The sequence below is a fragment of the Photobacterium rosenbergii genome, assembly GCF_003026455.1.
In the GTDB taxonomy this organism is placed as follows: domain Bacteria; phylum Pseudomonadota; class Gammaproteobacteria; order Enterobacterales; family Vibrionaceae; genus Photobacterium; species Photobacterium rosenbergii.
This window is the reverse complement of record NZ_PYMB01000007.1, coordinates 30969-52024: the sequence shown is the minus strand read 5'-3', so window position 1 is coordinate 52024 and position 21056 is coordinate 30969. Positions and strand designations below refer to the sequence as shown.

The 21056-nt window shown below is 50.9% G+C and carries 17 protein-coding genes; 6 read left to right on the top strand and 11 right to left on the bottom strand.

The genetic code is table 11. The features are described 5' to 3' along the window. Positions 1 to 118 precede the first annotated feature (118 nt). Positions 119 to 1987 carry an MFS transporter gene (locus C9J01_RS15925; protein WP_107299126.1) on the top strand — a complete coding sequence of 623 codons (1869 nt, stop codon included), beginning with the start codon at positions 119 to 121 and terminating at the stop codon, positions 1985 to 1987. A 121-nt stretch (positions 1988 to 2108) separates the two neighbouring features. On the opposite strand, the gene menE is transcribed toward C9J01_RS15925, so the two are convergent. Genes menE through C9J01_RS15900 form a run of 5 tightly spaced genes read right to left on the bottom strand, consistent with a single transcriptional unit; the run spans position 2109 to position 8394 of the window. Further along, positions 2109 to 3503 carry an o-succinylbenzoate--CoA ligase gene (gene menE / locus C9J01_RS15920; protein WP_419687127.1) on the bottom strand — a complete coding sequence of 465 codons (1395 nt, stop codon included), beginning with the start codon at positions 3501 to 3503 and terminating at the stop codon, positions 2109 to 2111. A gap of 44 nt (positions 3504 to 3547) precedes the next feature. Next, positions 3548 to 4522, bottom strand: a complete 975-nt coding sequence (gene menC / locus C9J01_RS15915) for an o-succinylbenzoate synthase (RefSeq protein ID WP_107299125.1) — start codon at positions 4520 to 4522, stop codon at positions 3548 to 3550. Continuing rightward, the gene (gene menH, locus C9J01_RS15910; protein ID WP_107299124.1) at positions 4522 to 5376 is read right to left on the bottom strand and encodes a 2-succinyl-6-hydroxy-2,4-cyclohexadiene-1-carboxylate synthase; all 855 of its coding nucleotides are present in this window, start codon (positions 5374 to 5376) and stop codon (positions 4522 to 4524) included. The genes menC and menH overlap by 1 nt, the downstream gene beginning before the upstream one ends. Continuing rightward, complete coding sequence (gene menD / locus C9J01_RS15905) at positions 5360 to 7081, bottom strand: 2-succinyl-5-enolpyruvyl-6-hydroxy-3-cyclohexene-1-carboxylic-acid synthase (protein ID WP_107299123.1); 1722 nt, start codon at positions 7079 to 7081, stop codon at positions 5360 to 5362. Before menD ends, menH begins: the two co-directional genes overlap by 17 nt. Beyond that, positions 7078 to 8394 carry an isochorismate synthase gene (locus C9J01_RS15900; RefSeq protein WP_107299122.1) on the bottom strand — a complete coding sequence of 439 codons (1317 nt, stop codon included), beginning with the start codon at positions 8392 to 8394 and terminating at the stop codon, positions 7078 to 7080. Before C9J01_RS15900 ends, menD begins: the two co-directional genes overlap by 4 nt. 544 nt (positions 8395 to 8938) lie before the next feature. Here C9J01_RS15900 and C9J01_RS15895 point away from each other — a divergent pair. The 3 genes from C9J01_RS15895 (at position 8939) to C9J01_RS15885 (ending at position 12458) form a co-directional block, all read left to right on the top strand. After that, the gene (locus tag C9J01_RS15895; protein ID WP_107299121.1) at positions 8939 to 10153 is read left to right on the top strand and encodes a pyridoxal phosphate-dependent aminotransferase; all 1215 of its coding nucleotides are present in this window, start codon (positions 8939 to 8941) and stop codon (positions 10151 to 10153) included. Positions 10154 to 10497: 344 nt separating this feature from the next. Further along, positions 10498 to 11082, top strand: coding sequence for a 5'-deoxynucleotidase (gene yfbR, locus C9J01_RS15890; protein ID WP_107299120.1), 585 nt, complete (start codon positions 10498 to 10500; stop codon positions 11080 to 11082). Beyond that, positions 11082 to 12458: an anti-phage deoxyguanosine triphosphatase gene (locus C9J01_RS15885; RefSeq protein WP_107299119.1), complete on the top strand. Its 1377-nt coding sequence runs from the start codon at positions 11082 to 11084 to the stop codon at positions 12456 to 12458. Before yfbR ends, C9J01_RS15885 begins: the two co-directional genes overlap by 1 nt. A 66-nt stretch (positions 12459 to 12524) precedes the next feature. Here the strand turns inward: C9J01_RS15885 and C9J01_RS15880 are convergent, their stop codons facing one another. Continuing rightward, the gene (locus tag C9J01_RS15880) at positions 12525 to 13145 is read right to left on the bottom strand and encodes a tRNA-uridine aminocarboxypropyltransferase (RefSeq protein WP_107299118.1); all 621 of its coding nucleotides are present in this window, start codon (positions 13143 to 13145) and stop codon (positions 12525 to 12527) included. Positions 13146 to 13155: 10 nt separating this feature from the next. Between C9J01_RS15880 and rrtA the strand changes: the two genes are divergently transcribed. Together rrtA and C9J01_RS15870 are read left to right on the top strand one after the other, a co-directional pair. Then, the gene (rrtA, locus tag C9J01_RS15875) at positions 13156 to 13716 is read left to right on the top strand and encodes a rhombosortase (protein WP_237156987.1); all 561 of its coding nucleotides are present in this window, start codon (positions 13156 to 13158) and stop codon (positions 13714 to 13716) included. A gap of 53 nt (positions 13717 to 13769) precedes the next feature. Next, on the top strand, positions 13770 to 13964 hold the full coding sequence (locus C9J01_RS15870; RefSeq protein ID WP_107299117.1) for a hypothetical protein: 195 nt from the start codon (positions 13770 to 13772) through the stop codon (positions 13962 to 13964). Between the two features lie 200 nt (positions 13965 to 14164). Here the strand turns inward: C9J01_RS15870 and C9J01_RS15865 are convergent, their stop codons facing one another. The 5 genes from C9J01_RS15865 to clpX form a co-directional block, all read right to left on the bottom strand. Further along, the gene (locus C9J01_RS15865; RefSeq protein ID WP_107299116.1) at positions 14165 to 14458 is read right to left on the bottom strand and encodes a ComEA family DNA-binding protein; all 294 of its coding nucleotides are present in this window, start codon (positions 14456 to 14458) and stop codon (positions 14165 to 14167) included. A gap of 134 nt (positions 14459 to 14592) precedes the next feature. Further along, on the bottom strand, positions 14593 to 16482 hold the full coding sequence (gene ppiD, locus C9J01_RS15860) for a peptidylprolyl isomerase (RefSeq protein WP_107299115.1): 1890 nt from the start codon (positions 16480 to 16482) through the stop codon (positions 14593 to 14595). A gap of 275 nt (positions 16483 to 16757) precedes the next feature. Further along, entirely contained in the window at positions 16758 to 17030 is a 273-nt protein-coding gene (gene hupB, locus C9J01_RS15855; protein ID WP_107299114.1) for a nucleoid-associated protein HU-beta, read from the bottom strand. A 211-nt stretch (positions 17031 to 17241) separates the two neighbouring features. Further along, complete coding sequence (gene lon, locus C9J01_RS15850; protein WP_107299113.1) at positions 17242 to 19614, bottom strand: endopeptidase La; 2373 nt, start codon at positions 19612 to 19614, stop codon at positions 17242 to 17244. Between the two features lie 129 nt (positions 19615 to 19743). Next, positions 19744 to 21024 carry an ATP-dependent protease ATP-binding subunit ClpX gene (gene clpX / locus C9J01_RS15845; protein WP_107299112.1) on the bottom strand — a complete coding sequence of 427 codons (1281 nt, stop codon included), beginning with the start codon at positions 21022 to 21024 and terminating at the stop codon, positions 19744 to 19746. Positions 21025 to 21056 lie beyond the last annotated feature (32 nt).

Genomic DNA, 21056 nt, shown 5'->3' with positions numbered 1-21056 from the left:
CTAAGCTTAGGCCAGATACCTATACTCTCATGTCAACAAGTGATAACGTCTTTATTCAACCCGCACTACCTGCGGTGACTACTTTCGATGACCCATTCGAACTCAGGCTAAAGTATTCATGTCAGATCAGTCTCGACTCCTAACTCAGCGGCGCTTCCTGCCCTACTTTCTTACGCAGGCCTTCGGGGCGTTTAATGACAACATCTACAAGAATGTTCTGCTTATCCTTATTGCGTTTGCCGCTCCCGGTACCTTACCGGTAGACAGCGATCTGGTCATCAATCTGGCTGCAGGCTTATTCATTTTGCCGTTCTTCCTTTTTTCCGCCACAGCCGGGGTGATCACAGACAAATACGATAAAGCTAATATTATGCGCGTGGTGAAGATGGCCGAAATCATCATCATGTCTTTGGCTGCGATTGCGTTTATCAGTGAAAACTACCTGATGCTGCTAATCCTGCTGTTCCTAATGGGGACCCAGTCAGCCTTTTTCGGGCCAGCCAAGTACGCCCTACTTCCCCAACAACTGAAAAAAGAAGAGTTGGTTTCCGGTAATGCACTGGTTGAAACCGGTACCTTCCTGGCCATACTCATTGGTACCTTGCTGGCTGGGGTTATTGCCAACCAGGAACAGGCAACCTATATCGCGGCCATTAGCGTGGTCAGTTTTGCTATTATCGGCTACCTGTGCTCACAAGCGATCCCTTCGACCAAGCCAAGTAACCCAGATATCGTTTTTAAATGGCAACCGGTTAAACAAACTCGTAAGACGCTGGCGATTGCCCGCAAAGACAAAACCGTCTTCCAATGTATCATGGGGATTAGCTGGTTCTGGTTCCTCGGGGCCTGTTACCTGACACAATTCCCGAACTTTGCCAAACTGCACCTCGGTGGCAATGCGGCGTCGGTTTCGTTCCTGCTAACCCTGTTCTCAATTGGTATTGCCGTTGGCTCACTGTTGTGTGACCGGTTATCAGGCCACCGTATCGAGCCGGGCATTGTGCCACTGGGGAGCATGGGGATCACCCTATTTGGTGCTGGGCTAATGTTCAGTACCCCAAGCACTTTGCCTGAAACCCAACCTATTCTTGAGTTTATTACTGATCCTCAACTACTTGGCGTGTTTGTTTGCCTTACTATGCTTGGGGTCTCTGGCGGTATTTTCATTGTCCCACTCTATGCCATGATGCAGCACCGCGCCAAGGAATCTGAGCGGGCCCAGGTGATTGCGGCAAATAATATCTGGAACGCCATCTTCATGGTGGTCAGTGCGATTAGCGGCATTGTGGTACTGTCGGTGCTGGAATTCACCATACCGCAGTTCTTCCTGATCTTGTCGGTACTCAACCTGGTAGTCGTCGTATACATCTACGTGCAGGCACCTGACTTTTTCTGGCGCTTTATGGTTTGGCTCGTTAGCCACACCATGTACCGCGTAACCCACAAAGATCTGGCTAACATCCCAGACAAAGGTGGAGTGCTGATTGTTTCTAACCATGTCAGTTACATGGATGCTCTGCTGCTTGCCGGTGCATGCCCGCGCCCAATCCGCTTTTTGATGGACAGGGATATCTACAACCTGCCGATGATCCGGGCCTTCTGCCGAGCCTGCAAGGTGATCCCGATTGATGCCACGGATAGAAAGTCAGTCATGAAGGCCTTTGTCGGCGTCAGCAAACACCTTGAGCGTGGAGAGGTCGTCTGTGTATTCCCCGAAGGCCAGTTGACCTACGATGGCGAGATGGGGCCTTTTATGCGCGGGATTGATTTGATCATCAAGCGCTCCCCGGTACCTGTTGTCCCTGTGGCGATCCAAGGCCTTTGGGGCAGCTTCTTCAGCCGAGAAGGTGGCCGCGCACTACTGAAAATCCCTAAACGTTTCTGGTCAAAAGTGACGATTGTCGCCGGGAAGCCGGTTCAGCCGGAAGACACCAATAGTAGCCATTTGCGTGAAGAAGTGCTGACACTGAGGGGAGAAAATCGCTGAGGCGATTGGCGATTGGCGATTGGCGATTGGCGATTGGCGATTGGCGATTGGCGATTGGCGATTGGCGATGTTAGATTTTAAAAAGGCCAGTGGGTTTATCAACCCGCTGGCCTTTTTTATATTATTTTTGCCCAGCCAGCCAGTCAGCCAACTGCTTGCGAGATATCTTGACCCCACCCGAGCTTAAATGGCTAGGCAAAGCCAAGTACTTAACCGGCCGGCGAAGTCCCATCACCTGCCTCTTCATAAACGCAGCCAACTCATCTTGAAGAGAAGCAACAAGCTCGTTAGTGGTCTCGACAATGGCCACTGGGCATTGGCCATAATCAGTGTCATCTACCGGCAGGACAAAAGCCTGCTGGACTTTAGGATGGGACAAGAGGACTTTTTCAATCTCTTCCGGCTGGATATTTTCACCGCCAGAAATAAACATATTGTCCTTACGGCCAAGGATAAACAACTCCTCGTCTTGCCAGATGGCCAGATCCTTGGTTGCAAACCAGTCTTGATCCGAGAAAGGAAAAACCATTCGGTTACGGTAGTAGCCCATTCCCAAGGTCTTGCCTTTTACCAGGACTTCACCCTCTTTAAGCACCAACTCACGGTTTGGCAAAACAGCACCAACACCCGCACTGCTATCGGCAAGCTTGGCCGTGACAGTCGAGCCCATCTCCGTCATGCCATAACCACACCAGCACTCGACTCCCGCTTGCTTGGCGCGCTCGGTAAGGCTCACCGGGATCATTGCCCCGCCAAGCAATACTCGTTTCAAAGACAAGCCAGCAATGTCGCTATTGTCCAAAAGCCTCTGAAGTTGGGTCGGCACCAATGATGCGTGGGTGACCTTGCTCAGGGCCACTTCTAGCTCTTGCGGTGGTTCAACGACCATTTGGGCACCACGGTATAACCAGCGCCAGACAATTGCCATGCCTGAAATATGAAATAGCGGCAGTGACAACAACCAACTATCATCGGCTTCAAACGCCATCCAATTTAACAAGCCCGCCGCACTCGCCAAGTGACTTTGGGCACTGTGCACAACCGCTTTGGGCTGGCCGGTAGAGCCTGAGGTCATGGTCAAAGTCGCAGCCCGTGTCGCTTGCCACGTCACAGGGACCATTCTAGGGGATTGCGGAGGCAGTAATTGCAAGCGAGGGAGAAGCGCCAACCCACATTGATCTGCACAATTGTTTTTGGCCGGATACCAAACAAAGTCAGGCTCAAGCTGGGCCAACTGGCTGGTCAGTTCCTGCTGGCTCAACCGGGGGTTCAAGCCAACATAGCGGGCACCGACACGTAAAACCGCAAGCAGCAACCAAATCACCGATGCCGAATTGGGCGCTACCACAGCGACCAGTTGGTCACGCTTAAGCCCCTGCTCAACCAAACCTTGGGCGTATTCATCAACCCGTTCGGCCAACTCCGCCCAACTAAATTGCTGCCCTGCAAAAGAGAGAGCGACCGCAGACGGCCGCTCTTTTGCCCAGTATTGCCAAGGCCAAGTGGAAAACGTCATATCAGCCACTTCTTCCACCGGCAAACTCAATCGGGTATCAGATGTTACTTGGACCATACCACGTCCAGCTCAGCCAATGTTGTCACCGGCAATTCACACTCAGGCCACGGTGTTTCTAGCTGGCTTTGGAATAGCTGCATGGTATCAAGCCCAGGAATCACACCCGGCGTTTGCCACTCAGCAAAACGAGCTAGCTGGTTCAGGCCAAGGCTCGTCTCCATGCTTGAACTAATTACAGCGGTTAGGTCGTTTTCATGGGCCTGCTTGACCAATTCAATACAGCGCTCAACACTACCCACCAAGGTTGGCTTGATCACAATTGCCACTACACCTGGCTCAGCCTTGACTTCAAAGCCTTCATCACGCACGGTTTCATCCCAAGCAATGTTAATGCCTGTTTCCTGGGCAAACGCCAAGCTGTCTGCCGGTGTTTGGCAAGGCTCTTCCAAGAAGGCAATACCACCACGGTTTTCAGGCTTCACATACTTGGCGAACTGCTGGGCCTTTAGTGGGGTCCATTGACGGTTGGCGTCCAAGCGCAGGCGAATCCCCGGGATGGAATCGATAAACATATTGGCAACCATGCCGTCGCGAACCGCTTCGTACATGCCCACTTTGATCTTGGCAACCTTCTCGCCCGGCATGTTATTGAGTGCGATGACCAGATCATCCGGGTCTCCGGCACACAATGGGGCTACCGTGTAGTTACCCGCTTGTGGCAAACCGCCCTGCAGCTCAAGCTCTGCCATACTCAGGCCAAACGCAACAGATGGAAGCGCATCAGCAAGATCTAGCGCCTGACCCGCAACCCACTGCTCCAGCAATACCTTGGCTTGTTCACCAGCTTGCTCTGCTGTTTCTAGGCTGAATTCAGGCAATGGCGCAATTTCACCATACCCTTTCTTATCCCCGTCCTGCAGTTCGACAATCCAACCATCGCGGTTAACCAGTCGCTGGGTACGGAGGATCACGCCAGAGTCCATAGGAAGCTGATATTGGTAAAGTTTCGCGCTACGCATCATAAAATTCCATCTGCTTTATTATTAAGAGAATGATCTTTAAATATTGTTCTTGAAATATAGTCGTCTACGGCCCTGGCAAAGGAGTATGGCTGTTCAACGTGAACATTGTGGCCAGCATCTTCAATGACTTGAAAAGAGAGTTCGGACTCAGCAGCCAGAAGCGTAAACTTTTTGTCTTTCTCCCCACAAAGGTAATGCACGGGTATCGATAACCCGGTGAGTTGGGATTGCAGGAGAGGTTGTTTGGCTAACGATGTAGCCAGTAGCATATGTGCTATAGATGCACCAAGGTTATCACTGCGCTTGGCAATCAAACCTTGTCTTTGGTCATAGTTCAGTGATGAAAATACCGGTTGCAAGTACCAATCGGCTAGCACTTCGGCAATAGGTTCATTGGCAAACCGCTGTGCCCAACGCTGATCGTTTTCTAATCTTGCTGCCCGATCACTTGGTGGCAAACCGAAATGACCGCCCTCCAGTATTAACCCACATAGTTTTGATACCGGTGTTGACGCCACCGCCGGTTGGCAGGCATGAAACATCGCGGCCCTAGCCCCGAGCGAATACCCCACTAGGACGTAGCGTTCTATCCCCCGGGCAGCTAACGTCTCTGATAGCCATTGGCTGGTCTGTTCAAAGTTTGCCGCATGTAGTAGGCGACTGTGGCCATGGCCAGGCAGGTCAACGGTCAGGCAGGTATATTTAGCGCTCAGTTGGTTAACAACCTGCTGCCAGTCACGGCCTGACCCGAGCAAGCCGTGCAGAAAGACGAGGGTTGGCAAAGTATCGGGATCAACCAGTTCGCCTGCTGCTGTAGCAGGCGTACCGTATGTTTCAGAGTAAAGTTGCATGTTTGATCTCTTTGAACACCGCCCGCAGCAACTCACCACTTTCCCCTGATGGGGTCTGAACTTCAACAAGTGTTGCACCCACCGTTGCCAAACCATCTTGGACAGCTTGCTTGGCTTCGCCCAGCGTCGTAGGGCAAGCATAGCCAAGCCCAAACATACCCGCTGCATGTTCGAAGGTCAGGCCATGGGGCATCCGGTAAAGGCTGTCTTTCTGGGCATCAGGCACCGGTAGCAAATCAAAAATAGCCCCACCATCATTGTTGGTTACCAGTACCACAAGAGGTTGGTTAACCGCTTTGAGCAGGGCTAACGAGTTGAGGTCATACAGCAACGAGGTATCACCCAAGACACAGAGCATCGGTTGCTCAACCGCACGCTGTACACCTGCGGCGGTAGCTATCAAACCATCAATACCCGATGCCCCTCGGTTGGCAAAAGTTGCTGTTTGCGGCATCCTACCGCACATATCCAACAGACGTACAATCAGGCTGTTGCCCAAGAACAGTGAGGTATCCCGGCCGACCCAATCCATCATATTGGCCGCCAAGCTTACTTCGTTAAGCGTGGTGTATTTACCTCGGATCAACGCCAAGCATTGGCTTGATGACGCTTTGAGGTTATCAGCCCAGCCATGATGAATAGCCTTTGCCGGTTCCATTTTTTCAGTAATAATAGTGGCAAATCCACCTACATTAGCTTGGATACGGGCCGTTACGGCAAAACTAGGGTCAAGTGCAACGGGTAATGGGTCCACCAGCCAATAGTCCTGCCACGGCTTTGCATCGAGCAATTGTCCCAGGCGTTTGGAGACCAAGCGGCCACCGAACTGAATGATACACTCAGCCTGGTTGAGGTAATCACGGCAGGCATCGTTTTGCAGCCAAACATCAAACCCAGCCCAGTCGCTGCTCCCTCCGGCTTGCGGATCCGCCAGCAGCGGCCAGCCTAATGCAGAGGCAAGCGTTCGAACCGCCTCCCATTCCCCCGGGGCAATACGGCCTGCAACCACAATCCCTTTTTTGCCCTGCAACGATTGCCAGTGACAGGCATCAAAAGCGATTCCGTTTCTTTGTGCATCGATATACTGGGTGAAACGGTCTTCTCCTGACAGCCAATGCCGGACAGGTTGAAGGTAGTTGGAGAAATCGCACTCATCGCCATACAGTGGCTCTGGATAATGGCAGTTGAAATGTACGGCACCACCACGCTGGGATTGCTGGTTCATCACCTTATCAACGGTTGATAGCAACCAAGCTGGGCTGATTTCTTGTGAAGGCGTCGGGATAGCTTCAAATGCGGTGACATGGGAGGAAAAAATGCCGTGCTGACGAATAGCTTGGTTGGCACCACAGTCAATCAGCTCAATAGGACGATCAGAGGTGAGCAGTACCAGCTTCTCCCCCGTCAGGCCACTTTCGGCAACGGCAGGCAATAAGTTAGCCACCGCAGTACCAGATGTCACCACAACCGCCACAGGCTCATTGGTTGCTTTGGCAAGCCCTAGTGCAAGGAAGCCCAGCCCGCGCTCGTCAAAATGGGTATGGATGGCAAGGTTGCCATTTTTGGCCGCGGCGAGTGTCAGTGGTGTTGAGCGCGAACCGGGGGCAATACAGATATGCTTGACCCCGTGGCGCACTAATTCTTCGAGCATCAGCCCTGCCCACAACTGGTTCAAGGCTGCGCGTGTCGATACCCCATTGCTCATGCAGTCCGGCGCTCCCAATCAGGCTCATCGCTCGCTAGCAAGCTGCACAGGGTCGAGGTTTTGCGATCCAATTCTTTCCACTCACTATCAGCAGTCGACCCCGGAACGATACCCGCACCGGCAAACAGGTGCAGCTCATCACCCATGATCAAGGCGCTGCGGATCGCGACGCAGAATTCACTGCGGCGGGCCCCCAAAAAGCCAACCGCGCCACTATACCAACCACGGGCAAACGGTTCGTTCTCACTGATAAAGTCCAAGGCTTTATCCCGTGGCAAACCGGCAATAGCCGCTGTTGGCTGGAGGCTGTCGAGCAGTTCTGAGTTTTCAACCCCGTCATTGAGCTGGGCGTCGATACCCCGCTTGAGGTGCTGAACCTTTCTCAGCCGGATCAATTCCGGTGTCTGGGCCACATTCATACTAATGCAGCGCGGCACCAAACGATCAACGATATCGTCCACGACCAGACGGTTTTCATAACGATTTTTGTTGTCGTCCAGCAACCATTGCGCCAAACGATCATCTTCAGCAATATCGGCACCACGGCCAATCGTACCGGCCAGTGCCTCGGTTTGCAGATCTTGCTCCTGGCGCAGGAACAAGCGCTCAGGGGTAGAACCAACAAAGCAATGCTTGGCATCAAGGGCCATCATGAAGTGGAAGCTATTGTGGTTGCTGTCACGGCTTGCTTTGAGTAGCTGAGCCGGAGAGACCGGTGTATCAAGGGTCAGGGTCGTTTTGCGCGCAAGAACCACCTTCTCGAACACTTTTTGGGAGATAGCTTCAAGGGCATTGCCGATCATCTGTGACCAACCCGTAAAATCCGGGCTGTAGGTACGCCCCAAGATCTTGCTGCTGATCTGAGGCACTTCTGCGGTATCCAATGTCAACTGGGCCAAGGCGTCAGTCACCTTATCGCGACTTTCCTCAGACAAGTTCACTGCAACATTCCACCCACCGTCCAAACGGAAGATTTCCAGTACCGGCAAAAAGAAAAAAGAAGGCATACAACGCCTGTTGCGCTGGGTGCGGCCATCAAACGAACGGCCTCCCCAAATACGCTGGCCGTCAGACAGAATTTTCTCGGCAGCTTTTGGATCGGTGAATGTTTTGATTTGCCCAAGCGCCACTACTTCCTCGCGGCAATCGCGTGATTGCCAATAGAATTTTGGAAATAGGGGCTGCGATTCCATCCAATCAATCAGATCGGTATTGGCCGGAAGATCCAGCTTTACCGTAATTCGTTGAGTTGTTGGTGTGGATTGTCGAATTTTTTCAAGTAGTAACTCAACGGCTTTTTGTAACGCGGTCAAGGTAACCTCACTCAGCTCTCAAGCACAGAATTGGCTCATCCCTGGCTGATGGTAAATGGCTAATCAATTAGCATCTTTCGCCCTATATGTGGTCCCCCAGCAAGTCATACAGCTGTAAGCAATAGACCACATACCGAATGCTGGCATTCTACCCCAGAACTCGCATTCTGACTAATAAAGTAATGACTCAACATGAATCTTCATATCTCATCACAATTCACAGCTTCTTGCCGATGACTCCAGCACGGATGCATTCCCCATATCGCCAGATATTATTTTGGCGCCAATATCGACAAACTTGGTTTAAATCCCATCATTTTTTGCTGAAATCTCCAGCAAATCCCTGCATTGTAATATTTTATTCTGCTCACAGAGGGAATTAGCCCCTGTTTTGCCAGCCAGCCAGTGGATCTCACCTGACAAGATAGAATTTAATTATACAAACCACTATTTTACGCTACTTATTCCTGTAGGGTGTTTATTTTTTAAGGTTTTATAGTGTAATTTGTTGTCATTAACGGCTTGAAACAGGATACCACCAATAATGCAAAACATCGGGATGTCATCAAAACTCAACAATGTCTGCTACGACATTCGAGGTCCCGTTCTGAAGCATGCCAAGCGCATGGAAGAGGAAGGGCATAAGATTCTCAAACTCAATATCGGCAACCCTGCGCCGTTCGGTTTTGATGCCCCTGATGAAATTCTGGTGGATGTGATCCGTAACTTGCCGACCTCACAGGGTTACTGTGACTCCAAAGGTATTTACTCAGCACGTAAAGCGGTGGTCCAGCATTACCAAAAACGCGGTATGCTTGATTTGGACGTCGAGGATGTCTACATCGGTAATGGTGTATCAGAGCTTATCGTGATGGCGATGCAGGCGCTGCTCAACAATAATGATGAGATGCTGGTGCCGGCACCTGACTACCCACTGTGGACAGCTGCTGTATCACTTTCCGGCGGTAAAGCCGTACACTATACCTGTGACGAGCAATCAGACTGGTATCCGGATCTGGATGATATTCGCAGCAAGATCACCCCGAATACCCGTGGTATCGTGCTGATCAACCCGAATAACCCAACAGGTGCGGTATACAGCCGAGACTTCCTGCTGGAAGTGGTCGAAATCGCCCGTCAGCACAAGCTAATCATTTTTGCCGATGAGATCTACGACAAGATCCTCTACGAAGGTGCCCAGCATATCTCGATTGCACCACTTGCTGAAGATGTGTTCTGTATCACCTTCAACGGCCTGTCGAAATCTTACCGGGTTTGCGGTTTCCGTGCTGGCTGGATGGTGCTGTCTGGCCCTAAGCACCTGGCAAAGAGCTACATTGAAGGACTGGAAATGCTCTCTTCGATGCGCTTGTGTGCCAACGTTCCGATGCAGCATGCTATTCAGACTGCGCTCGGCGGCTATCAAAGTATCAATGAACTGATCCTGCCTGGTGGTCGTCTGCTTGAGCAACGCGACCGTGCTTATGACTTGCTGACATCTATCCCGGGAGTGTCCTGCGTAAAGCCAAAAGGTGCACTTTACCTATTCCCGAAACTGGATCAGAAGAAGTTCAACATCATTGATGACCAGCGTTTCGCACTAGACTTCCTACAGCAGGAAAAAGTGCTGGTCGTCCATGGCACAGGCTTCAACTGGAAGCAACCAGACCACTTCCGTATCGTCACCCTGCCACGGGTTGATGACCTAGAAATGGCGATCGGCCGTTTGGAACGTTTCCTTCATAACTATCGTCAGTAGATAGGCGATTGGCGATTGGCGATTGGCGATTGGCGATTGGCGATAATTTATCGTTGCCTTAAACAATCAAAAAAACGGGAGCAATATGCTCCCGTTTAATTTTCAACCAACGCCTTAATCACCCTTGTCGCTTTAGCTTTTAATCTCTAGACACTTTGCCTCTATCCCAGAACCTCAAGCCTCTAACCACTTTTCCCCATAGCCTCTAGCCTCTAGCCTATGGCCTATGGCCGCTCTTGCCTCCTGCCCCATCCCAACATTTCTCGTTTGCTTAGCGGTAAATTCTGTTACCTTTAAAAGGTGATTGATTTTGTTACCTGTTCTGTCCGTCAAGAAGTACCGCTATGAAACAAAGCCATTTTTTTGCACACCTTGCTCGAATGAAACTGATCCAGCGCTGGCCGTTGATGCGCTGTGTCGAAGCCGAAAACATTTCAGAACATAGCCTACAGGTCGCGTTTGTCGCCCACGCCCTTGCCCTGATCAAAAACCGCAAGTTCGATGGCAATACCAACCCAGAGCGCATCGCGCTGCTGGCTATGTTTCATGACTGCAGCGAAGTCCTGACCGGGGATATGCCCACCCCGATCAAATACTACAATCCAGCCATCGCTGAGGAATACAAAAAGATTGAGCTTGCTGCCGAGCAGAAACTCCTCTCTATGCTGCCAGAAGAGTTCCACGACGATTATGCCCCGCTTCTCGACAGCCATAAGATAGACAGAGAGGACTATGCCATTGTTAAGCAGGCTGATAGCTTGTGCGCTTATCTCAAGTGTTTAGAAGAGCTCAATGTCGGTAACCACGAATTCACCTCTGCCAAGAACAATCTAGAACAAACCCTGCACGACCGCTCTACCCCGGAAATGCGCTATTTCCTCGAGACCTTTGTAGACAGTTTCAACCTAACCCTAGATGAGATCAGCTAATGTCAGTTATCTCCCTCTGTGATGTATTCAACCAGCAATGGGAAGCGCGTAAAAGCAATGAACAGAAGATGCGGCGCAACGATCATCGCACGGCCTATCAACGTGACCGTGCCCGGATTTTACACTCCGCCGCTTTCCGCCGACTGCAGGCCAAGACACAGGTCCACGGTGCGGGCCACCACGACTTCTACCGCACCCGACTGACCCATTCATTGGAAGCTTCTCAGATAGGCACCGGCATTGTCGCCCAACTGAAAATCAAGCAACCTGAATTTCGTGATTTGCTGCCATCAAACAGCCTAATGGAGAGCCTATGTCTGGCCCACGATATCGGCCATCCACCTTTTGGTCATGGTGGTGAAGTTGCCCTAAACTACATGATGCGTGAGCACGGTGGGTTCGAGGGCAATGCCCAGACCTTCAGGATTGTCACCCTACTTGAACCGTATACCGAGCAATTCGGGATGAACCTGTCACGGCGTACGCTGCTAGGGCTATTGAAATACCCGGCTTTTATCAGCCATACCCGGGCGACTGAATTGCCTGCTGACGTCCATCACTTCCGCCACCTCAAGGCCAAAGATTGGTATCCGGCCAAGGGGATATACAATGACGACAGCCAGACCTTCGACTGGGTGCTAGCACCGCTATCTGAACACGACCGCCAGCTTTTTGGCCAAATGCGCGGCGAACGCACAGCACCGAGAGAGCACCTAAAAACCCGCTTCAAATCGCTAGATTGCTCCATCATGGAACTCGCCGATGATATCGCCTACGGCGTCCATGATCTGGAAGATGCTATCGTGATGGGGATTGTGACTCGTGAGCAGTGGCAGGAAGCCGTCGCCAGCAAACTGGCTGATTGCGGTGAGCCTTGGATCGAAGAGCGCATCGGCGTGTTGAGTGACCAGCTGTTTGGCACCCACCACCAACGCAAAGACGCTATCGGCGCCATGGTCAACGCCCTGCTAACGTCAATCCAGATAGCGCCAACTATCCAGAACGGTATCGATAGCTTCGAAGACCCATTGTTACAATGGAATGCCTTTTTATCTGAACCGATGGAGCAAGTGCTGGAAGTGCTCAAGCAGTTCGTCAGCCAATATGTGGTCCACAAACCAGATATCCAGCTACTGGAGTACAAAGGCCAACAGTTAGTAATGGAATTGTTTGAAGCCTTTGCGTCAGATCCTGAGCGCCTACTGCCGGAAAATACCCGAGAGCGTTGGCGCCAATGCAATGAAAAGGGAGAGAATGCCCACCGGATCATCGCCGATTATATCTCCGGCATGACCGATGGCTTTGCCCAGCGACTCTACAGCACCCTGTTCCACCCTACCGCAGCCAGCGGCATTGGGTTTCATGGGGGGGATTAATAGAAGCGGGCACTAGATCCTGGGTTCTAGAACCTAGAAAAGAGCCTAGGACCTAGGTACTCGTATCTAGGATCTGTAGTTGTTCTCAAACACCCCTTCCGGCATTTGCTGGATCTGAAATTCAATCATCTGGTTGAACGCATCAATAAGCGGAGCGAATTTGTCGTCCTCGCCTTCCAAGGCTGTCAGGGCTAGGTATCCCGCTTCTACGGTCGAGACGCCTTGGGACTTTGGTGATTTGCGGATGCGGTAGTTACCCTGATCAGCATTATCGAGGGTGACGGTCGGCAACTGCTGGAGGTTCGCTGAAAGCTGCCACATCTTGTAGGCTTTCTTCCAAGTGCCATCAAGCAGGATCAAGGTATGCTTTATATCGGCGTCTAGATCTGACCTTCCTTCAGCGAGGCTTGAAATAGGCTGGGCACCTTCACCCGGGTAGACGACCCATGCACGGCGGCTCGGTTCAGCCAACAACTGATTGATTTCCTCATGTTGTGAGAAGTCCTCGCCGACCCACAGTTTGGCATTGGGCAGCGATAAAGTGAGGATCCTTGCGGTACCAATTGCCCGCTTTACTTCCGATGGATGTTGTAAAATCCACAATTCAGTTTTAGCATCAAGCTGTTGGATCCACTGGCAAATACATGCCTTGGTTGCTTTTTTGCACCGTTCACAATATCGACTCATCGAGGTAGCCTTGTCTATTCGCATCTTCATTTTCATTATTATCGGTATGATGGCCGCCGCCCAACTGCCCGCCATCCAGTCGTTGCTGGTATGGCAACGCCCATTGATAGCCGATGGGGAAATATGGCGACTGGTCAGCGGAAACCTGACCCACACCAACTGGGCACACATGATAATGAACAGTCTCGGCTTGGCAATCATTACCTTCATCTTTCGCCGCTACCTTACCAGCCAGCGCCTTGGCTTACTTATCCTGACTATTTCAGGGTTCATTGGCGTCAGCCTATTACTGAGCTCTATGGAATGGTATGCCGGCCTCTCTGGAGTGTTACACGGGCTGTTTGCATGGGGAGCCATACAGGATATCAAAGCTAAGGATAAACTAGGCTGGGTGCTACTCATTGGCGTTATCGCCAAAGTATTGTGGGAACAAGTTTCAGGCGGCTCTGCCAGTTCCGCTGAGCTGATTGGCGCTAGGGTGGCGGTTGAAGCCCATCTCGTCGGTGTTTTAGGCGGAGTACTTTTCACGCTGCCGCAATGGATGAAGAAAAGGATTGCCAACGATAATTAATTGCATTTAGAATGCAACTTAATATCTTTCAAGCCTGAGCATAACGAGCCCGAATGAATACCGCAGCGGACACCTTATACCGTATCAATATCACCTTGCCGACAGGCTGGGTCCGTGTAGGCTCAATGGGGAAATACAAATTCCCGATCGAACAAGCCAAGCTAATTGCCAGTGAATATGAAGCTGATGGTTACCAAGTCCACTTTACCCCGGCAAGGCAGAAGTTTAGGTATGTTGAGAGGAGCTAGGTTCTTGGTCCTGGGTCCTGGGTCCTGGGTCCTGGGTCCTGGGTCCTGGGTCCTGGGAGGTTATTGCTGGTTTCTTCGAGGGATCTCGGTTTTTCTATAGGTAAAGCGGTGTTTTCTCTTTCTAAGCTATGGCCCTAAAATCTTTTAGGGCCAAGTTTTTGCCTTTCCAAGCGCCTAGGGCCTATCACCTAGGACCAAAACTATAGCTCTATCCTCTCACGGTTCTTTTCAACCGTAGATGCACCAATTCCCTTCACATTGATGAGGTCTTCAGGGGAAGAAAAAGGCCCATTCGCATCGCGGTATTCAATAATGTTGGCTGCTTTGTCCGGCCCAATACCAATCAATAACTTATCCAACTCTTCAGCATTTGCATCATTGATGTTGATAGTGATCTCGATGCCTTCATAACTATCTCCACTTGCCTGCACAGGTGCTACACCGCCAACAACCAAAGCAACGACCATTGAAATAGAACAAATTGTTTTCTTCATGTGCTTACTCCTTGTATTAAACAAGAGTAAGGGTGGCGATATAGTCTAAAACTGTATACAAAGATTGATTTGCTTTGCCCAAAAAAACGACGGGCCGCACAATGGCGGCCCGTCAAGCAACGTATTAGTTACAATTAATTTGTTGTTGTATCCAACACAGGGTAAGACACTTTAGCTGCATTTCGCAGGACGTCTAGTGTTGCCATCACGTCTTGCTGGGCATGCATCTGCTCAAGTTGCTGCGTCATCTGCAGGTCAACAGCATCTGCATCAACATCCGCTTCAATCACTTTGTCCAGCGCGATAATAAGCATATTGCCTTCCATATCACGGGTCACACCGTATACAGCATCACTTTCCGCAGGCTTAGCAAGACCGAATGCAACCTGAGCAACAAGGCGATCTGCGCCCATACGGTTGATGACCTCTGCTTCAGAGAAGCTCAAGCCTTCATCAGCCAACACGTCAGTGTTGCCATCACGAAGAGCGGCAACCAGTTCATCAGCTTTCGCGCTTGCAGCCTCTTCGCCTTTAACGACAGATAGCTGCTGCTTCACTTTGGCAGAGACTTCGTCAAATGGCAGAACCATTTCATCACGGGAGTCATCAACACGTACAACTACCACATGCTCAGGACCGATTTCGATAACATCTGAGTTCAGGCCGTCTTCACGTACTTCAGGGCTAAACAGCGCCTGCTGCACAGCTGGGTTAGCCAAAACGCCCGGGGCATCAGACTGAGAGATGAAGTCCGTTGTTTGTACCGTTGCATCTACCGCTTCAGCAGCGTCATCCAGAGAATCTGGCATTTCGAACGCTTTCTCGGCTAGTTGAGTCTGAAGATCATAGAAGGCTTCAGCTGCACGTTGCTCGCGAAGTTCGGCTAGGATTTCATCACGAACATCAGCGAACGGCTTCACTTGTGGTTCTTTGATGTCATCTAGCTTGATGATGTGGTAACCGAAGTCAGACTCAACCACACCGGAGATCTCACCTTTGTTCAGGGCAAATGCCGCGTCTTCAAAAGCAGGATCCATCACGCCACGCTCGAACCAATCAAGCTTACCGCCATCTTTGCCACTGAATGTGTCATCAGAAGACGTCTCCGCTAACTCAGCAAAGTCAGCACCGTTGTTCAGCTCGGCAAGTAGGTTCTCTGCTTTGGTTTTCGCTTCGCTACCCTTACCCTGAACAAGGATATGGCTAGCCTGGCGCTGCTCGGCAGTACCGTACTTGCTTTGGTTTTCGTCGTAGTACGCTTTGGCATCGTCTTCAGAGACATTCAGGGTCTCTTTCAGGTTAGTACCTGACAATTCGATGTAAGCGGCCTTAACTTGGTCTGGGCGGGTGAACTGCAGTGGATTCTGCTCGTAGTAAGCCTGCGCTTCCTCGTCAGTCACTTCAGCTTTATTGGTGAACTCAGCCACGTCCAGGGTCAGAGTGCGGATTTCACGCTCCTGGCGCTCAAGCTTGATCAGTGCGTTAACTTCATTACCCAGAGCAAAATCACTGCTCTGGATAGCAAGCAACAATTGCTGACGAAGCAAGTCTGTACGCATGGACTCAGCGAACATATCTGGGGTTAGACCTGAACGGCGCAGCAGCGCGTTGTACTGTTCGTTGTCAAATACACCATCGCGCTGGAATTCAGGCATGGACACAATTGTCTGGCGAACCTGCTGATCGCTAATGCGCAAGCCTAGCTCGTTGGCGCGCTGTTCAATCAGTAGATCATTAACCATACGGTCAAGCACGCTGCGGCGGAACTGCTGTACATAAGCTGGGTCACCCATAAGGGTAGAGAAGTAATCACCCAGTTGCGCCTGCATGCGGTTGCGCTCGTTCTGGTAAGCCATTTCGAATTCGCGCTGGCTGATTTCACGATCGTCCACTTTCGCGGCGACTTGTTCGCTTCCACCAGCAAGGTAGCTACCTACCCCTGCAAAAACAAAAGAAAGAATAATCAGACCAAGGATAATCTTGACCCAAATGCTGCTTGCGCCTTCGCGCATACGCTCCATCATAATTTGCCGTATCTCCTACCTATTCGATTTGGCATGGTAATACCAATTTGTGATAAACCTAATGTAGACCCGTGTCGTCTGGATGACCGCGAAGCCACAGCTTACCCATATTGATATTAGTGAAGAATGCTAACAGGCGAAGACCTGAAAAATTCACACTTTTCCAAAGTAAAAAAAGCGCACCGACAGGATGCGCCCTTTATCATGCCAGGTTGCCAGTTAAGACAACCTGAACGTTCGTTTGTTCACACAAACCGGCGGGCAAAGCCCAACGCTTAGTTTACAGAATCTTTCAGCGCTTTACCTGCTTTAAAGCCAGGTACTTTTGCTGCAGAAATTTGAATTTCTTCACCTGTCTGAGGGTTGCGGCCAGTGCGCGCTGCACGTTCACGTACAGAGAAAGTACCGAAGCCAACAAGCGCAACCTGATCGCCGTCTTTTAGGCTCTCAGATACGGCGTCGATGAATGCATCCAGTGCACGACCCGCAGACGCTTTAGAAATATCTGCATTTTCAGCGATTTTATCAACTAGTTGAGTTTTGTTCACGATCTATCCCCTCTATGAACGTTATCCGCTTGAGCCTTCATGGCAAAATTTACATCACGGACAAAAAGAATCAGTTTCATTATATCAACAGCAAACCCAAATTCACCTGTAGACATTGATTTTATTGAGCTAACGGCAAATTAGAATTCACTTATAGCCACACAAAAAAACGCTGACAAGGTTTTTATCCCCGAAAGCGTTTTTTCATATCTTAACTTTGCTGCACGTCACTGTTTTGGGCGTTTACCAGCTCGATACCCGTTGGATTATTCTGCAGTGCAACGGTTAGCACTTCATCAATCCAACGCACTGGGCGCACTTCCAAATCGGCAATCACGTTATCTGGGATCTCTTCCAGATCACGCTCGTTTTCCTTCGGAATCAGTACCGTTTTGATACCACCACGGTGGGCAGCAAGCAGTTTCTCTTTCAGGCCACCGATAGGCAGTACCTCACCACGTAGGGTGATTTCACCCGTCATGGCAACATCGCCGCGTACCGGGTTACCCGTCAGGCTAGAAACCAGTGCAGTACACATCGCGATACCGGCACTCGGTCCGTCTTTCGGTGTTGCACCTTCAGGTACGTGAACGTGGATATCACGTTTCTCGTAGAAGTCAGGCGCGACACCCAGACGCTCAGCGCGGGTACGGACAACAGTCATGGCTGCCTGGATTGACTCCTGCATCACATCACCCAGTGAACCGGTGTAGGTCAACTTACCTTTACCCGGCATCGACTCGGTTTCAATGGTCAGCAGATCGCCACCCACTTCGGTCCAAGCCAAACCCGTTACCTGGCCGATACGGTTGTTCTCTTCGGCTTTACCGTAGTCAAAGCGCTGGACACCCAAGTACTCTTTCAGGTTGTCTTGTGTGATCACAACCTTCTTGGTCTCAGGGCTTAGCAGGATCTCTTTCACCGCCTTGCGGCACAGCTTGGAGACTTCACGCTCAAGGCTACGTACACCCGCTTCACGTGTGTAGTAACGGATAATACCGATCAGTGCCGAGTCATCGACTTCGATCTCGTGCGGCTTCAGGCCGTTACGCTTAATTTGCTTCTCTAGCAAGTGGCGCTTGGCAATATTCAGTTTTTCGTCTTCGGTGTAACCAGACAGACGGATAACTTCCATACGGTCAAGCAACGGGCCAGGGATGTTCATCGAGTTCGATGTCGCAACGAACATCACATCAGACAAGTCGTAGTCCACTTCCAGGTAGTGGTCGTTGAACGCATTGTTCTGTTCCGGATCCAGTACTTCCAGCAGCGCTGAAGATGGGTCACCGCGCATGTCTGATGACATCTTGTCGATTTCATCGAGCAAGAACAGCGGGTTCTTCACTTCAACTTTGGACATTTTCTGGATCAGCTTGCCCGGCATCGAACCGATGTAGGTACGGCGGTGGCCACGGATTTCCGCTTCGTCGCGTACGCCACCCAGCGCCATACGGGTATATTTACGGCCGGTGGCAGCTGCAATCGACTGACCCAGTGACGTTTTACCCACACCAGGAGGACCTACCAGACAAAGGATAGGGCCTTTTAGCTTGTTGATACGGCTCTGTACTGCCAAGTACTCAAGGATACGCTCCTTGACGCGCTCAAGGCCGTAATGGTCGGCATTCAATACTTCTTCGGCCTTAGCGAGGTTCTTCTTCACCTTGGAGCGCTTGTACCATGGCACACTCAGCATCCAGTCGATGTAACCACGCACGACCGTTGCCTCGGCAGACATCGGCGACATCATCTTGAGCTTTTGCAGCTCTTGCTCTGTCTTCTCGCGTGCCTCTTTCGGCATTTTCGACTCTTCGATTTTCTTCTTCAAAGACTCGAACTCATCCGGCGCATCATCCAGCTCACCCAATTCTTTCTGGATAGCCTTCATCTGCTCGTTGAGGTAGTACTCGCGCTGGCTCTTTTCCATCTGCTTCTTGACGCGGCCACGGATGCGTTTTTCCACCTGCAGCAGGTCAATCTCAGACTCCATCATCGCCATCAGGAACTCAAGGCGTTCCACAACGTCGACGATCTCCAACACCTTCTGCTTGTCAGCCAGTTTCAGCGGCATGTGGGCAGCAATAGTATCGGCTAGGCGTGCAGCCTCGTCGATACCGTTGAGCGAAGTCAGCACTTCCGGCGGGATTTTCTTGTTGAGCTTGATAAAGCCTTCGAACTGGTTGATTGCGGTACGCACCAGCACTTCCTGCTCACGCTCGTCCATTTCCTCGGTCACAAGGAAATCAGCTTCGGCGCTAAAGAACTCATCATCACGCAGGTTTTCAACTTTAGCTCGCTGCTGGCCCTCAACCAGCACTTTCACAGTACCGTCTGGCAGCTTAAGCAATTGTAGGATAGTCGCTACCGTACCGACGTCGTACAAATCGGTAATGGCAGGCTCGTCGGTCGCCGCTTCTTTTTGGGCCACCAACAGAATTTGTTTGTCATCGTCCATCGCCGCTTCAAGGCAGCGAATAGATTTATCCCGGCCTACGAACAATGGAATAACCATATGCGGGTAGACCACCACATCGCGAAGTGGCAGAACGGGGATCTCAAGGCGTTCCGAACGCTCCAGGTTCATATTATTCTCTCTTCCGTTCACTCTTATTAATGAGTATATGGGGGCATCGGCAAAAGATTCAACGGGATATGTATCAGAAAATAAAAAAGGAGGCGATTGCCTCCTTTTTTTGACCTTTCTGCGCAGAAATTACTCAGCACCAGCCGCTTGATTTTCAGTGTTTTCGTAAATCAGCAAAGGCTCAGACTCACCTTTGATAACTGATTCATCGATAACAACCTTGCTGACGCCTTCAGCAGAAGGAAGTTCGTACATGGTATCAAGCAGAACGGCCTCTACGATAGAACGCAGGCCACGAGCACCGGTCTTGCGCTCCATTGCCTTGCGGGCAATAGCTACCAATGCATCGTCACGGAACTCAAGCTCGACATTTTCAAGCTCAAGCAGTGCGGCATACTGCTTGGTAAGCGCGTTCTTAGGCTCGCGCAGGATCTGTACCAGTGCGTCTTCATCCAGTTCGTTCAGGATAGCGGTTACCGGAAGACGACCGATGAACTCAGGGATCAGGCCGTATTTGACCAAATCTTCAGGTTCCACCTTCTCGAACAGATCGCTCAGGGTACGAGACTGATCTTTCGAGCGTACATCCGCACCAAAGCCGATACCAGTACCTGTTGCCACACGCTGGTCAACCACCTTGTCCAAACCGGCGAACGCACCGCCACAAATGAACAGGATTTTTGACGTATCCACTTGCAGGAATTCCTGCTGTGGGTGCTTGCGGCCACCTTGCGGCGGAACCGAGGCGACTGTACCTTCAATCAGCTTCAGCAATGCCTGCTGAACACCTTCACCCGACACGTCGCGGGTAATTGATGGGTTGTCTGACTTACGAGAGATCTTGTCGATCTCATCGATGTACACAATACCGCGCTCGGCCTTGGCTACATCGTAATCACATTTCTGCAGCAGCTTCTGGATGATGTTCTCAACATCTTCACCCACGTAACCGGCTTCGGTCAGGGTGGTGGCGTCCGCCATGGTAAACGGTACATCCAGCATGCGAGCTAATGTTTCTGCCAGTAGCGTCTTACCGCTACCCGTTGGGCCGATCAACAAGATGTTACTCTTGCCCAACTCAACACCGTCACTATTGGTGTCGCCGTTACGAAGGCGCTTGTAGTGGTTGTATACCGCTACCGCGAGAACTTTCTTCGCATGGGACTGACCAATAACGTATTCATCCAGGTTTGCACGAATTTCTTGTGGTGTCGGAAGTTCATTGCCATCGCGCTTAGGCATTACTTCTTTGATTTCTTCACGAATGATGTCGTTGCACAGGTCAACACATTCATCGCAAATATACACAGAAGGGCCTGCAATCAGCTTGCGAACTTCATGCTGACTTTTGCCGCAGAAAGAGCAGTACAGCAGTTTTCCACTACCACTCTCTTTTCGCTTATCTGTCATTCGCTAACCTCTTTTCGGGTCTTACCCCATCA